Genomic DNA, 13,182 nt, shown 5'->3' on the forward strand with positions numbered 1-13,182 from the left:
CTCTGCGCACCGGTCGGGGCAGCAGAAGCGGAGGCGCATCCATCACGCCTCCGCCAACAGATTAATCAAGACACGGCCCGGTGCGGCAGTGGCGGCCGCCCGAGGATCGCCCGAATCAGCCCTGACGCCCTTCGGGGTCCGCTGCGGAACGGGCCTCGACGAGCGCCCGCAGCGCCCGGGCGTCGGCGACCGCACGCTGCCTGGCCAGGCCCGGCTGGATGCCCAGAGCAGGCAGGCTGGTGCCGTCGCTGAGGTTGAGGAACACCCACGGGTCACCGGCCCGGAGGGTCACCTGGAGGATCTCGGCCCACTCCAGCCGACGCTTGTTCGTGAGATTGACGACAGTGACGCCGTCCTCGTCGACGACGACCTTGGGACGCGCCAGCAGGAGCAGCACGACGTCCAGAAGGAGCGCCGTGAAGACGAAGCTGACGCGCTCACCGGGGCTGAGCTGCTTCAGCAGCATCGCGACCGCCGTGATCACCACGAAGATGGCGACGGCTGCGGTCAGCAGCACCACGCGGGTGCTGCGAGGCCGGAACGTGACGGGCAGGGTGGGCAGCTCGGACATCGGACCGCGCCTCTCAGAGACGGCAGGCGTGAATGGCCGTGGTCAGGATGGCCCGGGCGCCGATGTCGTACAGGTCGTCCATGATCCGCTGGGCTTCCTTGGCCGGGACCATCGCGCGGACGGCGACCCAGCCCTCGTTGTGCAGCGGGGAGACGGTCGGGGACTCCAGACCGGGGGTGAGGGCGACGGCCTTCTCCAGCTGCTCGACCCGGCAGTCGTAGTCCATCATCACGTACGTCCGGGCGACCAGGACGCCCTGGAGGCGGCGCAGGAACTGCTGCACCTTGAGGTCGTCGGCGTCCGCGCCGGTGCGGCGGATCACCACGGCCTCGGACTGCATGATCGGCTCGCCGGCGACCTCCAGGCCCGCGTTGCGCAGGGACGTGCCGGTCTCGACGACGTCGGCGATGACCTGGGCGACACCGAGCTGGATGGCGGTCTCCACGGCACCGTCGAGGTGGACGACGGAGGCGTCGATGCCGTGCTCGGCGAGGTGCGCCGCGACGATGCCCTCGTAGGAGGTGGCGATCGTCTTGCCCGCCAGGTCCGCCAGGCCGCTGATGGTGCCGGGCTTGGTGGCGTAGCGGAACGTGGAGCGGGCGAAGCCGAGGGCGAGGATCTCCTCGGCTTCGGCGCCGGAGTCGATGAGCAGGTCCCGGCCGGTGAGGCCGATGTCCAGCTGTCCGGAGGCGACGTAGATCGCGATGTCGCGGGGGCGGAGGTAGAAGAACTCGACCTCGTTCACCGGGTCGACGATCCGCAGTTCCTTGGACTCGCGGCGCTGCTGGTAGCCGGCCTCATGCAGCATCTCCGCCGCAGGGCCGGACAGGGAACCCTTGTTGGGGACGGCGATGCGCAGCATGAGGTCGGCTTCCTTCGCGTGGTGTCTGTGGTGTCGTACGGGAGCGGGTGCGGCTTACAGGTGGGCGTAGACGTCGTCGAGGGAGATGCCGCGGGCGACCATCATCACCTGGACGTGGTACAGCAGCTGCGAGATCTCCTCGGCTGCCGCCTCCTTGCCCTCGTACTCGGCGGCCATCCACACCTCGGCGGCCTCTTCGACGACCTTCTTGCCGATGGCGTGGACGCCCTTCTCGACCAGTTCTGCGGTGCGGGAAGTGGCGGGATCGCCCTGGGCTGCCTTGTGCTGGAGCTCGGTGAAGAGCTCCTCGAACGTCTTCTTGGACATGGTGTCGCTCAGCCTATGCCACACACGGCTTTCGTCAGCGCCAGGGTTCGGATACTGAGCGGAGGGTGGCCGCGGTCGCCACCGCCGCCGTCACCGCCTCGTGCCCCTTGTCCTCGCTGGAGCCCTCGATGCCGGCCCGGTCCAGGGCCTGCTCCTCGGTGTCGCAGGTCAGCACGCCGAAGCCGACGGGGACGCCGGTGTCGACACAGACCTGGGTGAGGCCCTGGGTCACGCCCTGGCACACGTACTCGAAGTGGGGGGTTCCGCCGCGGATGACGACGCCGAGAGCGACGATCGCGTCGTAACCGCGGCCGGCGAGGACCTTGGCGACGACCGGGAGCTCCCAGCTGCCGGGGACCCTGAGCAGGGTCGGCTCGTCGATGCCCAGGTCGTGCAGGGCGCGCAGGGCGCCGTCGACCAGACCGTCCATCACCTTCTCGTGCCACTGCGCCGCGATGACGGCGACCCGGAGGTCACCCACATTGCGTACGGACAGCTCCGGTGCACCCTTGCCGCTCACGTCTCTCCCTCTGTGCTCTCTTACTGGTTGCCGCAGGCCGGCACGGTGGTCGTGTCCAGCCAGGGCAGGTCGTGGCCCATCCGGTCCCGCTTGGTGCGCAGGTAGCGGAGGTTGTGCTCGCCGGCGCTCACGGGCATCGGCACGCGCGCCTTCACCGCGATGCCGTGACGGACGAGCGCGTCGGACTTGTCGGGGTTGTTGGTCAGCAGCCGGACGTCGCGCACGCCGAGGTCGGCGAGGATCTGGGCGCCCGCCGCGTAGTCGCGGGCGTCGGCGGGCAGGCCGAGTTCGAGGTTGGCGTCGAGGGTGTCGCGGCCGCGCTCCTGGAGTTCGTAGGCGCGCAGCTTGGACATCAGGCCGATGCCGCGGCCCTCGTGCCCGCGCAGGTAGACCACGACTCCCCGGCCCTCGGCCTGGATACGGGCCAGCGAGGCGTCGAGCTGGGGGCCGCAGTCGCAGCGGGCGGAGCCGAAGACGTCGCCGGTGAGGCATTCGGAGTGGACGCGGACGAGGACGTCCTGGCCGTCGCCGATCTCGCCGTGCACCAGGGCGACGTGTTCGACGCCGTCGACGGTGGAGCGGTAGCCGTAGGCCGTGAACGTGCCGTGGGCGGTGGGCAGTTGGGTCCTGGCCTCGCGGCGGACGGTGGGCTCGCTGCTGCGGCGGTAGGCGATCAGGTCCTCGATGGAGATGATCGTCAGGCCGTGCTTGCGGGCGAAGGGGATCAGCTCGGGCAGGCGCAGCATGGTGCCGTCCTCGCCGGCGATCTCGACGATCGCGCCGGCCGGGCGCAGGCCCGCGAGGCGGGCCAGGTCGACGGCGGCCTCGGTGTGGCCGTTGCGGGTGAGGACCCCGCCGGGCCGGGAGCGCAGCGGGAAGATGTGGCCGGGGCGGACGAAGTCGCCGGGCCCGGACACGCCGTCGGCGAGCAGCTGGAGGGTGGTTGCGCGGTCGGAGGCGGAGATGCCGGTGCTCACGCCGTGCGCGGCGGAGGCGTCGACGGAGACTGTGAACGCGGTCTTCATCGACTCGGTGTTGTCCTCGACCATCTGCGGGAGCTTCAGCCGGTCCAGCTCGTCGCCCTCCATGGGGGCGCAGATCAGGCCGCGGCACTCGCTCATCATGAAGGCGACGATCTCGGGGGTCGCCTTCTCGGCGGCGATGACGAGGTCGCCCTCGTTCTCCCGGTCCTCGTCGTCGACGACCACGACGGGGCGTCCTGCCGCGATGTCGGCGATGGCCTGCTCGACGGGGTCGAGCGCGAAGTTCTCGGCGTCGTCGGTGCCGTAGAGGGCGGTTGCGGAATTCATGCCGGCGCTCCTTCCAGGGTGGGCCGCGCGGCCTGTCGCGAGCGCAGCCACCAGTCGCGCATGCCCCACAGGACGAGCGCGCCGTAGATGACGTAGACGAAGCCTGAGAAGGCGTAGCCGTTGGCGAAGTTGAGAGGCACGCCGACGAGGTCGACGAGCAGCCAGGCGAACCAGAACTCGACCATGCCGCGCGCCTGGGCGTACATGGCGACGACGGTGCCGACGAAGATGTACGCGTCCGGCCAGGGGTCCCAGGACAGGGTCGGGTACGCCTTGAAGAGCAGCGCGACCGCGACCGTGCCGGCGGCAGCCGCCGCGGCCATCACCGCGCGCTCGCGCCAGGTGGCGAAGCGGACGGCGATGTGGCCGTCCTCGCCCTGCTCCTTGCCGCGCTGCCACTGCCACCAGCCGTACAGCGCGACGACCATGACGACCGCCTGCTTGCCGGCGCTGCCGGTGAGGTGGCCGAAGAAGGCGCCGAAGAGGATGAGGCCGGCCAGGAACTGCACGGGCCAGGTCCAGATGGAGCGCCGCCAGCCGAGGGCCAGGGCGGCCAGGCCGAAGAGGTTGCCGACCATGTCGGACCAGAGGATGTGCTGGCCGAAGAGGACGAACGCCTCGGAGTTCAGCGTGTTCACCGGGTCGCCCCCTGCGCCCGGTCACCCAGCATCCGCTCGACGTACTTGGCGATGACGTCCACCTCGAGGTTGACCGGGTCGCCGGGCTGCTTGTGGCCGAGCGTGGTCAGGGCGAGGGTGGTGGGGATGAGGCTCACGGTGAAGTGGTCGGGGCCCGCGTCGACGACGGTGAGGCTGATGCCGTCGACGGTGATGGAGCCCTTCTCGACCACGTACCGGGTGAGGTCCGCGGGGAGGGAGATCTTCACGAGCTCCCAGTGCTCGGAGGGCTTGCGCTCCAGGATCTCGCCGGTGCCGTCCACATGGCCCTGCACGATGTGCCCGCCGAGGCGTTCGCCGACGGCCATGGGGCGTTCGAGGTTGACCCGGGAGCCGGCCGTGAGGACACCGAGGCTGGAGCGGTTCAGGGTCTCGGCCATGACGTCGGCGGTGAATTCGTCGCCCTCGTGGTCGACGACCGTGAGGCAGACGCCGTTCACGGCGATCGAGTCGCCGTGCTTGGCGCCTTCGGTGACGACTGGGCCGCGCAGGCGGAAGCGACAGGCGTCGTCGAGAATCTCGACGGCGGTGACCTCGCCCAGCTCTTCGACGATTCCGGTGAACACGTCCCGGGTCCTCCTGCCTCTTCGGGCACGGACTCCGGGGCTGCCGATGACGACAGAGGATACGAGCAGGGACACCACGGACGACGCCGGACGGAGCCCGCCGCGAGGACGGACTTCTGGGCGGCGCGCACGAATGCCCGCTCGCCGCGCACTGCCTCCCATCCGGACTTTAACCGTCGGTCCAGGAATTTCACCTGGTCAACCGGCCGCTGGAGGCGACCGGGTCGCGGACTGTAACCGCCGGTTCGGACTTTCACCGACCCCGGAGTGCGCTGCTACTGGTACACGGCCAGTGTGCCACGCCTGATCGATGTTCAAAGGGGCGAAGTGTGTGGGCTGCCTCACAGAACGTGTCACACCCCTTCCCCAGCGCGACCGGAGCCCCAACTTCCCGGCGGTCGCACCCTCTTGGCGCCCCGGATTGGTACGCACCTATTGACGCAGTGGTCTAGTCCTTTCTAGGGTCGACGCCGGGGTCGGCACCCCCCGCAGACCGGCCCGGCGGCGGTGACGACGGCCCTTGCCCGCCGTCGGGCCTTCCCCTGCCCCCCGGCGTGAACAGCTCCTCCTGAGCCCGGTCCCGGGCCGTCAGCAGCGCACCGCGCAGGACCGCGCCACCGCCCAGGGTGGTGGCCCGCACCTCCGTGGACAGCGGCGTCATCAGGGCGATCCGGTCCTGCACGCGGGCGGCGAGATCGGCGCCGCCGGCCTGCCCGACCTCGCCACCGAGCACCACGCAACCGGGGTCGAGGATCGCGACGACCGAGGCGACACCGACGGCGATGCGGTCGGCGAGGGCATCGAGAAAGGCGGCGGCGGTGCCGGAAGTCCCGGACTGGGGCGCCCCGGCCGCCCCCTCCCGCACCGGGTCCGCCGGCCGCGACAGGTCCGTGCCCGACACCCGGCCCACCGCCTCCCTCACCACTCCGGCGGCAGCCCGCACGATCCCCACCACCGGGGCTTCTCGTCCCGCCGCCGGAACCCCGTACTGCGCCGCGAGGTCCACGACCGCGGCCGAGGCGGCCAGCGAATGGAAACCACCCTCGCAGTCCGTGGATGTCGGCAGCGCGCTCGTACCCGGGACCGGGAGGAAGCCGATCTCGCCGGTGCCGCCGGAGGCGCCGCGGCGCAGGGCGCCGTCGAGGACCACGGCCGCCCCCGTCCCGTGGCCCAGCCACAGCAGGACGAACGTGTCCCGGTCCCGGGCCGCCCCGTCGCGCTGCTCGGCCAGCGCCGCGAGGTTGGTCTCGTTCTCGACGCTGACGCGGGCCTCGGGCAGTCGCTCCTGGAGGGTGGCGACGAACCGGCGGTGCCACTGCGGCAGCCCGGTGGAGTCGCGGAGTTCGCCGCTGGACGGGTCGACCAGGCCGGGCGCCCCGATCCCCACGGTGTGCAAGCGGTCGGCGCCGGCTTCCTTCGCCACCCGCTCGACCAGTGTGACCGCCTGCTCCACGGCGGGGCCCGTCCCCGTGTCTGCGCCGATCGGCACCGACGCCTCGGCCAGCACCCGCCCCACCAGGTCCGCGACGACCACGGCGACGCCCTCGGTGCGGACGTCGAGGGCGGCCAGGTGCGCCCGGTCGGCGACGATGCCGTAGACCTTCGCGTTGGGGCCGCGCCGCTGCTCCCCCGCCTCGCCGACCACCGCGATCAGCCGGGCGGCGGTGAGGCGTTCGACGAGATCGGCGACGGTCGGCCGGGACAGACCGGTCAGTTGCTTCAACTGCCCTGCCGTCAACGGGCCTTCCTGCTGGAGCAGACGCAGGGCAAGCCGGTCGTTGATGGCCCGGGCGGTGCTCGGGGATGCGGGCATGCCGGGATCCTTCCAGATCGGCGGGGCCGTCGACCGTGGCCCGCCGGGAGCCCCTCTTATTATCAGGCAGGGTTCCTGATAGTTTACGGCCCGCGCCGGGCACGAGCGCGGCAGCGACCTGGAGGGGGACCGCAGAATGGGCAAGGTGGTCGACGAACAGCGCGAGGTGAAGCGGTCCCGGTACGCGGTGGCCGCCGTCTTCGCCGTGCACGGCGCCGTGACCGGCTCGTTCGCGACCCGCGTGCCGTGGATCCAGGACCACGCGGGCGTGAGCGCGGGCCAGTTGGGGATCGCCCTCGCCTTCCCCGCGCTCGGCGCGTCCGTGGCGATGCCGCTCGCCGGCAGCATCACCCACCGCTTCGGCGCCCGCAACGCGCTGCGGGGGCTGATCGCCCTGTGGACGCTGTCGCTGGTCCTGCCGTCGATCGCCCCCAACCTCCTGACGCTCTGCCTGGCCCTGTTCGTCTACGGGGCGACCGCGGGCATGGCCGACGTGGCGATGAACGCGCTGGGCGTCGAGGTCGAGAACCGTCTCGGCCGGTCGATCATGTCCGGGCTGCACGGCATGTGGAGCGCGGGCGCCCTGGTCGGCTCGGCGGCCGGCACGCTCGCCGCGCACCTCGGCTCGGACGCCCGGCTGCACCACGTCCTGGCCGCCGCGGTCCTCACCGTCGTCGGCGTGCTGTCCTGCCAGTGGGTGCTCGACCTGCAGCCCGCCGAGGACGAGGAGCCGCCGCCGCGCTTCGCGCTGCCGCCCCGCTCGGCGCTGCTCATCGGCGCGATCGGGTTCTGCGCGGTGTTCGCGGAGGGCGCGAGCCTGGACTGGTCGGCGGTCTATCTGCGCGAGCAGCTGGAGACCTCGGCCGGTCTGGCGGCGGCGTGCACGACGGGCTTCACGCTCACCATGGCCGTCGCCCGGCTCGCCGGTGACAAGATCGTGGACCGCTTCGGCGCCGTGCGGACGGTGCGGGCGAGCGGTGTGTTCGCCGTCCTCGGCGGGCTGCTGATCGTCCTCGCGGACCATCCGGCGGTGGCCATGGGCGGGTTCGCACTGATGGGTCTGGGCATCGCCGTCGTCGTGCCGCTGTGCTTCGCGGCGGCGGGCCGCAGCGGATCCAACCCGAGCCTGGCCATCGCGGGCGTGGCGACCATCACCTACACCTCGGGCCTGATCGCGCCGAGCGCGATCGGCATGCTGGCCCAGGCGACCAGCCTGATGGTGTCGTTCTGCCTGGTGACGGCGCTGTCGTGCGGGCTGGTGGCGTTCGCGGGCGTGCTGCGCCCCGGCGAGCGGACGAAGGTCGGCCGCCCGGACGCGGCGGTCCCCGGCCCCCGCCCCTGAGCGGACGGGCGACCGTCCAGGTCAGCCCCGGTCACCGCCGCTGCGGGCGCACCCCGACAATGGTCCGGACACTCGCAGGCACGACGAAAGCGAAACCGCACCATGGATCTCGGCGTCCGCTGGAAACTGCACGGCGACGGACGCACCCCGGCGCCCGGCGCGGTGGTCCGCCCCGACGAGCGGCTCTCCTGGCCCCGCACGGCCGGACTGGGCGCACAGCACGTGGTGGCGATGTTCGGGGCGTCCTTCGTCGCCCCTGTCCTGATGGGCCTGGACCCCAACCTCGCGATCATGATGTCGGGCGTCGCGACCGTCGTGTTCCTGCTCGCCACCCGCGGCAGCGTGCCCAGTTACCTGGGCTGCTCCCTCTCCTTCGTCGGCGTGGCGGCGGTCATCCGGGCGCAGGGCGGCAGCAGCGCGACCGTCACGGGAGCGGTGTTCGTCGTCGGGGGCGCGCTGTTCCTGGTGGGGCTGGCCGTGCGGCGGTTCGGTGCGCGGATCATCCACGCCACGATGCCGCCGATCGTGACCGGCGCGGTGGTGATGCTGATCGGCTTCAACCTGGCGCCGGTGACGGCCTCGACGTACTGGCCGCAGGACCAGTGGACGGCACTGCTGGTGATGCTGTTCACCGGTCTGGCGGTCGTCTGCCTGCGGGGCTTCTGGTCCCGGATCGCCATCTTCCTGGGACTGGTCTTCGGGTACGGCATCTCCTGGGTGTTCGACCTGGTCTTCGGCAAGATCCACTCTGTGGACGCGAGCGGCAAGCTCACCGACCACTGGCGTCTCGACCTCTCCGGCGTGGGCCGGGCCGACTGGATCGGGCTGCCGACCCTGCACGCCCCGTCCTTCGAGTGGTCGGCGATCCTGGTCGCCCTGCCGGTCGTCATCGCGCTGGTCGCGGAGAACGCCGGGCACGTGAAGGCGGTCGGCGAGATGACCGGCGACTCGCTGGACGACAAGCTCGGCACGGCGATCGCGGCCGACGGCGTCGGCTCGATGCTGTCCACCGCGGTGGGCGGCCCGCCCAACACCACGTACTCCGAGAACATCGGCGTCATGGCCGCGACCCGCGTGTACTCGACGGCCGCGTACTGGGCCGCCGCCGGCTTCGCCCTGCTGTTCGGCGTCTGCCCGAAGTTCGGCGCGGTCGTGGCGGCGATCCCGGGCGGGGTGCTCGGCGGCATCACCGTCATCCTGTACGGCATGATCGGCCTGCTGGGCGCGCAGATCTGGATCAACGCCGGGGTGGATCTGCGCAATCCGCTGAACCTGGTCCCGGCGGCGGCGGGCATCATCATCGGTGTCGGCAACGTCTCCCTGGAGTTCACGGACACGTTCTCGCTGAGCGGCATCGCGCTCGGCACGGTGGTCGTCATCACCGGCTACCACGCCCTGCGGGCCTTCGCCCCGGCCCACTTGAAGACGCAGGCGCCGCTGCTGGACGAGGGCACCTCCTCCTACGACGACGCCAAGTCGTAGGCGTACGACGCCGTGAACGTCCCCGGCCTGCCCTTGCAGCCGTCCGACTCCCCCGGCAGCTTCACCCACAGGTAGGCGTCGATCCGGGACTCGCCGGTGCTCAGGGTCGGGGACCGGCCGAGCCCCCGGCCCGCCGGGTCGCACCACTCGCCGTCGGCCGGGGCGCCGTTGCCGTTGCGGCTGGTGTCGATGACGGCGCCGAGGCCCGCCGGGCCGCCGAGCGCGTCGAGGACCCGCCGGTCGTAGGCGACCTCGTCGGCGGTGGTGTGGAAGTTGGAGACGTTGCTGAAGATGCCGTCGGAGGACTCGGGCGAGGCGGCACCGGCCTGCCTGAGCCAGGCCGCCTGCTTCGCGGGCGCGTTCCAGCCCGAGTGACCGGCGTCGAAGTACACACGGGCCCGGGGGTTGGCGGCCTTCAGGACGCGGCCGGCCCGGGCCAGCGACGCGTAGCGGTCCGCGCGTTCACCGGCGGAGAGGCACTCGGACTGGGCGACCGAGTCCGGCTCCAGGACGACGATGACCTCCCCGGAGCCCAGCCCGGCAGCGAACCGGTCGATCCAGGTGTCGTAGGCGTCCAGGCCGGGCGCCCCGCCCTGGGAGTGGCCGCCGCAGTCCCGGCCGGGGATCGCGTACGGCACGAGGACGGGCGTCCGGCCGAGCGCGGCGCCGCCCGACGTCACCGCGGCGACCCGGGCGGTGACGGTTTCCGGGGAGTAGTCGGCGAACCAGACGGCCGCCGGCTGTTGGGCGATGCGGGACGCGATGACCGCGTGCCGGGGGTCGCCGGAGTGGGAGCGGACCCACTCGAGCACCTGGGATTCGGGGTGGCGGTAGAGCCGTCCGGCCACGGTGGGGGCGCGCTCCCGCTTCTTCTCGGTCTTCGACGGCGTGGGGCTCTGCGTCCGGCGTACGGACCGAGACGGCGAGGGCGAGGGCGAAGCGGACTCGGTGGTGGCCGACGCGGACGGCGACGGCACGGCCGGCAGGGGCGCCAGGCGGGGCGAGGCCGAAACCTCGGGGGGCGCGGCCTCGTCCGAGGCCCGTCTGTCGTCGAACGCGGAGAGGACCCCGGCGACCGCGCCGGCCGCGACGACGAGCGAGGCCGCCACGACCATCACGCCGCGCCGGGCGGCTCGCCTGCGCCCGGCCCTGCGGGCGGCCAGGCGCTGCGCACGCGAGCCTGACACGGTGCTGCTCCCCCTCCCCCTGCGGCGGGCGGTGTTCCCCCGTTTCGGGGAAGCCCCGGGCCCGCCGGTACTTCCGCCAGCCTAGAGCTGCGACTCTGCCCGCATGCCGCGATGCGAACAAGTCCCCCCAGCCGTGGACACTCCGGTCGACGCCGTCATCTCCCGTATGCGCGCGCTCGACGCGGCCCTGCACCCGCGGGACGGGGTGGCGGTCTTCAACCGCGTCTACCTCGCGGTGACGGAGGCGGTGGACCGGTACGTCGACACCGGGCGGTTCGCGGACGCCCACGCCGCGATCACGCTGGACGTACGGTTCGCGCAGCGGTATCTGGCGGCCGTCGAGACGGTGGCGGACGAGCGGCGCCCGCCCGCCTGCTGGCGGCCGCTGTTCCAGTTCCGCCGCCATCCCGGGGTACGGCCGTTACAGTTCGCGCTGGCGGGTATCAACGCGCACATCGGGCACGATCTCGCGCTGGCCGTCGTGGACACCTGTCGTACGCTCGGCTGCGCACCCGTCGATCTGGAGGACGAGTTCGACCTGGTGGGCGATCTCCTCGTCTCGCTGGAGGAGCGCATCCGCGAAGATCTGATGCCGGCCCCCGACCTGTTCCGGATCGCCGACCCGCTGACCCACCTGCTCGGCTCCTGGAGCCTGGACCGCGCCCGGGCCGCCGCGTGGACGGCGGCCCGGGCCCTGTGGGCCCTGCGTGAACTCCCCGACGTCACCGACGAGTTCACGGAGCGCCTGGACACGGCGGTGGGCTTCGCGGGTCGCATGCTGCTCACGCCCCTGGCCGAGCCCGGCTTCCGGCCCTAGTCCTCCGGCAGTTCGACGGGCGCGATCTCGTCGTAGACGTCGCCGGGGCCCGGGTTGGTCGGGTCGGTCGTGCCGCCGAGGTGGTGCATGACGCCCCAGACCGCGTTGAGGGCGGTCTGGATGGCGCCCTCGGCCCAGCCGGCCGTCCAGGAGATGTCGTCTCCGGCGAGGAAGATGCCGCGCTTGTCCTCGGGCAGCCGGTCCTGCATGAAGTGCGTGAACAGGCGCCGCTGGTAGCGGTAGTGGCCGGGCAGGTTGGCCTTGAACGCGCCCATGAAGTAGGGCTCGTTCTCCCAGGAGACGGTCACCGGATTGCCGATGATGTGCTTCCGGATGTCGACCTTGGGATAGATCTCGCCGAGCGACTTCAGCATGACCTCCATCCGCTCGTTCGCGGACAGCGGCAGCCACTTCAGGCTGTCGTCGCACCAGGTGTAGGAGAGGCAGATGACGGCGGGCTTGTCCGGGCCGTCGTCGAGGAGGTAAGTGCCGCGCGTCATGCGGTCGGTGAGCGTCATCGACATGACGTCCCGGCCGGTCTCCTCGTCCTTGTCGAGCCAGAACGGGCGGTCCACCGGGACGAAGAGCTTGGAGCTCTCCATGTAGTGGGTGCGCTCGATCGCCGTCCAGTGGTCGATCGGGAAGAGGGAGTCGTCGCAGGCGATCTTCGACAGCAGCATCCAGGACTGGGCGGTGAAGACGGCCGCCTGGAAGGTGCGGATGTCGCCGCGGGCGTCGGTCACGGTGATGCGGTTGCCGGCGGTGCGGTGCAGCCGGGTCACGGCCGGGCGGGGCTCGCCGCCCTCGTGCAGGCTCGCGAGCGAGGTTCCCTGGGACCAGTGGACGATCTTCGCCGGCTCACGCTCCCACAGGCGCAGCGGCAGCTGCTGCGAGCCGCCGACGATGCCGCGGTGGTGGTCGTCGGCCTCGGTGTAGACGACGCGCAGGATCTCCAGGATGGAGTTGGGGAAGTCGGTGTCCCAGCCGCCCGTGCCGAAGCCGACCTGGCCGAAGATCTCGCGGTGCCGGAAGGACCTGAACGCCTCGGAGTCGCAGAGGAAGCCGTAGAAGGTCTGGTTGTCGAGCTTCTCGACGAGCCGGGACCAGATCTCGCGGATGCGGGGCACGTCCCGCTCGCGCAGGGCCCGGTTCATGTCGGAGAAGTCGGCGCCCTCCTCCAGGCAGCGGTTCCAGGCCTCGGCGACGTCCCGGTAGACCTGGGGCAGGTCGCCGATCGTCTCGGCGTAGTGGGACTCACCCTTGAGGTCGACGACGGTCGACGGGGTCGCCTCGGCGAGCGGGTTGGGGAAGGGCCGCGTCTGCAGGCCGACGAGGTCGATGTAGTGCTGGAGGGCCGTGGAGGACGGCGGGAAGCGCATCGCGCCCATCTCGGCGGTGAGGGACTCGTCGCAGCCGTCGAAGCCCACCGTGCGCAGCCGGCCGCCGATCTGGTCCGCCTCGTACACGACCGGCTTGAGGCCCATCTTCATCAGCTCGTACGCGGCGACGATGCCGGACAGGCCGCCGCCGATGACCGCGACCTCCGTGCCGTGCTCGGTCGCGGGTATCTGCCCGAGGCCCGCGGGGTGGGCGAGGAAGTCGTCGTACGCGTACGGGAAGTCCGGGCCGAACATGGTGATCGGCGGCTGCTGCGCGTCTGCGTGCTCGACGGCGTTGGGCACGGTGGACGTCATGGGGTACGGACTCC

At 71.7% G+C, this 13,182-nt stretch carries 13 protein-coding genes and 1 riboswitch; of the genes, 3 read left to right on the forward strand and 10 right to left on the reverse strand.

Annotation, left to right across the window (positions count from 1 at the left end; all coding sequences use genetic code 11):
- Nucleotides 1-115: 115 nt before the first annotated feature.
- From CEB94_RS07420 to CEB94_RS07455, 8 genes are all read right to left on the reverse strand, one after another.
- Nucleotides 116-571 carry a PH domain-containing protein gene (locus CEB94_RS07420; protein ID WP_175431402.1) on the reverse strand — a complete coding sequence of 152 codons (456 nt, stop codon included), beginning with the start codon at nt 569-571 and terminating at the stop codon, nt 116-118.
- A 13-nt stretch (nt 572-584) separates the two neighbouring features.
- Nucleotides 585-1,433 (reverse strand): ATP phosphoribosyltransferase, encoded by an 849-nt coding sequence (gene hisG, locus CEB94_RS07425; RefSeq protein ID WP_175431403.1) that lies wholly within the window; start codon nt 1,431-1,433, stop codon nt 585-587.
- 54 nt (nt 1,434-1,487) lie between these two features.
- Nucleotides 1,488-1,760 carry a phosphoribosyl-ATP diphosphatase gene (locus CEB94_RS07430; protein WP_003988914.1) on the reverse strand — a complete coding sequence of 91 codons (273 nt, stop codon included), beginning with the start codon at nt 1,758-1,760 and terminating at the stop codon, nt 1,488-1,490.
- A 34-nt stretch (nt 1,761-1,794) separates the two neighbouring features.
- Nucleotides 1,795-2,280, reverse strand: coding sequence for a 6,7-dimethyl-8-ribityllumazine synthase (ribH, locus tag CEB94_RS07435; RefSeq protein ID WP_175431404.1), 486 nt, complete (start codon nt 2,278-2,280; stop codon nt 1,795-1,797).
- 20 nt (nt 2,281-2,300) lie between these two features.
- Nucleotides 2,301-3,590 (reverse strand): bifunctional 3,4-dihydroxy-2-butanone-4-phosphate synthase/GTP cyclohydrolase II, encoded by a 1,290-nt coding sequence (locus CEB94_RS07440; RefSeq protein ID WP_175431405.1) that lies wholly within the window; start codon nt 3,588-3,590, stop codon nt 2,301-2,303.
- The gene (locus tag CEB94_RS07445) at nt 3,587-4,228 is read right to left on the reverse strand and encodes a nicotinamide mononucleotide transporter family protein (protein WP_175431406.1); all 642 of its coding nucleotides are present in this window, start codon (nt 4,226-4,228) and stop codon (nt 3,587-3,589) included. Before CEB94_RS07445 ends, CEB94_RS07440 begins: the two co-directional genes overlap by 4 nt.
- Nucleotides 4,225-4,833, reverse strand: a complete 609-nt coding sequence (locus CEB94_RS07450; RefSeq protein WP_175431407.1) for a riboflavin synthase — start codon at nt 4,831-4,833, stop codon at nt 4,225-4,227. Before CEB94_RS07450 ends, CEB94_RS07445 begins: the two co-directional genes overlap by 4 nt.
- Before the next feature lie 144 nt (nt 4,834-4,977).
- Nucleotides 4,978-5,108, reverse strand: a riboswitch (FMN riboswitch).
- 173 nt (nt 5,109-5,281) lie between these two features.
- On the reverse strand, nt 5,282-6,646 hold the full coding sequence (locus tag CEB94_RS07455) for an ROK family transcriptional regulator (protein WP_175431408.1): 1,365 nt from the start codon (nt 6,644-6,646) through the stop codon (nt 5,282-5,284).
- A 136-nt stretch (nt 6,647-6,782) separates the two neighbouring features.
- On the opposite strand from CEB94_RS07455, the gene CEB94_RS07460 reads away from it, so the two are divergent.
- Together CEB94_RS07460 and CEB94_RS07465 are read left to right on the forward strand one after the other, a co-directional pair.
- Nucleotides 6,783-7,988, forward strand: coding sequence for an MFS transporter (locus CEB94_RS07460; protein WP_175431409.1), 1,206 nt, complete (start codon nt 6,783-6,785; stop codon nt 7,986-7,988).
- A 102-nt stretch (nt 7,989-8,090) separates the two neighbouring features.
- Nucleotides 8,091-9,470: a uracil-xanthine permease family protein gene (locus CEB94_RS07465; RefSeq protein WP_175431410.1), complete on the forward strand. Its 1,380-nt coding sequence runs from the start codon at nt 8,091-8,093 to the stop codon at nt 9,468-9,470.
- Here CEB94_RS07465 and CEB94_RS07470 read toward each other — a convergent pair.
- On the reverse strand, nt 9,449-10,585 hold the full coding sequence (locus tag CEB94_RS07470) for a glycoside hydrolase family 6 protein (RefSeq protein WP_175436926.1): 1,137 nt from the start codon (nt 10,583-10,585) through the stop codon (nt 9,449-9,451). The genes CEB94_RS07465 and CEB94_RS07470 overlap by 22 nt on opposite strands.
- A gap of 175 nt (nt 10,586-10,760) precedes the next feature.
- On the opposite strand from CEB94_RS07470, the gene CEB94_RS07475 reads away from it, so the two are divergent.
- A complete protein-coding gene (locus CEB94_RS07475; protein WP_175431411.1) occupies nt 10,761-11,474 on the forward strand; it encodes a DUF5995 family protein in 714 nt (237 codons plus the stop codon).
- On the opposite strand, the gene CEB94_RS07480 is transcribed toward CEB94_RS07475, so the two are convergent.
- The gene (locus CEB94_RS07480; RefSeq protein WP_175431412.1) at nt 11,471-13,168 is read right to left on the reverse strand and encodes a flavin monoamine oxidase family protein; all 1,698 of its coding nucleotides are present in this window, start codon (nt 13,166-13,168) and stop codon (nt 11,471-11,473) included. The two genes, CEB94_RS07475 and CEB94_RS07480, sit on opposite strands and share 4 nt — an antisense overlap.
- Between the last annotated feature and the right edge of the window lie 14 nt (nt 13,169-13,182).

Origin of the sequence: Streptomyces hawaiiensis (genome assembly GCF_004803895.1) — a bacterium.
GTDB lineage: Bacteria > Actinomycetota > Actinomycetes > Streptomycetales > Streptomycetaceae > Streptomyces > Streptomyces hawaiiensis.

Excerpts from the sequence above, each read along its gene's own strand:
- CEB94_RS07440 (WP_175431405.1), bottom strand. The coding sequence starts at position 3,590 with ATGAATTCCGCAACCGCCCTCTACGGCACCGACGACGCCGAGAACTTC.
- CEB94_RS07460 (WP_175431409.1), top strand. The coding sequence starts at position 6,783 with ATGGGCAAGGTGGTCGACGAACAGCGCGAGGTGAAGCGGTCCCGGTAC.
- CEB94_RS07420 (WP_175431402.1), bottom strand. The coding sequence starts at position 571 with ATGTCCGAGCTGCCCACCCTGCCCGTCACGTTCCGGCCTCGCAGCACC.
- hisG (WP_175431403.1), bottom strand. The coding sequence starts at position 1,433 with ATGCTGCGCATCGCCGTCCCCAACAAGGGTTCCCTGTCCGGCCCTGCG.
- CEB94_RS07430 (WP_003988914.1), bottom strand. The coding sequence starts at position 1,760 with ATGTCCAAGAAGACGTTCGAGGAGCTCTTCACCGAGCTCCAGCACAAG.
- CEB94_RS07475 (WP_175431411.1), top strand. The coding sequence starts at position 10,761 with ATGCCGCGATGCGAACAAGTCCCCCCAGCCGTGGACACTCCGGTCGAC.
- CEB94_RS07455 (WP_175431408.1), bottom strand. The coding sequence starts at position 6,646 with ATGCCCGCATCCCCGAGCACCGCCCGGGCCATCAACGACCGGCTTGCC.
- CEB94_RS07465 (WP_175431410.1), top strand. The coding sequence starts at position 8,091 with ATGGATCTCGGCGTCCGCTGGAAACTGCACGGCGACGGACGCACCCCG.
- CEB94_RS07470 (WP_175436926.1), bottom strand. The coding sequence starts at position 10,585 with ATGGTCGTGGCGGCCTCGCTCGTCGTCGCGGCCGGCGCGGTCGCCGGG.
- CEB94_RS07480 (WP_175431412.1), bottom strand. The coding sequence starts at position 13,168 with ATGACGTCCACCGTGCCCAACGCCGTCGAGCACGCAGACGCGCAGCAG.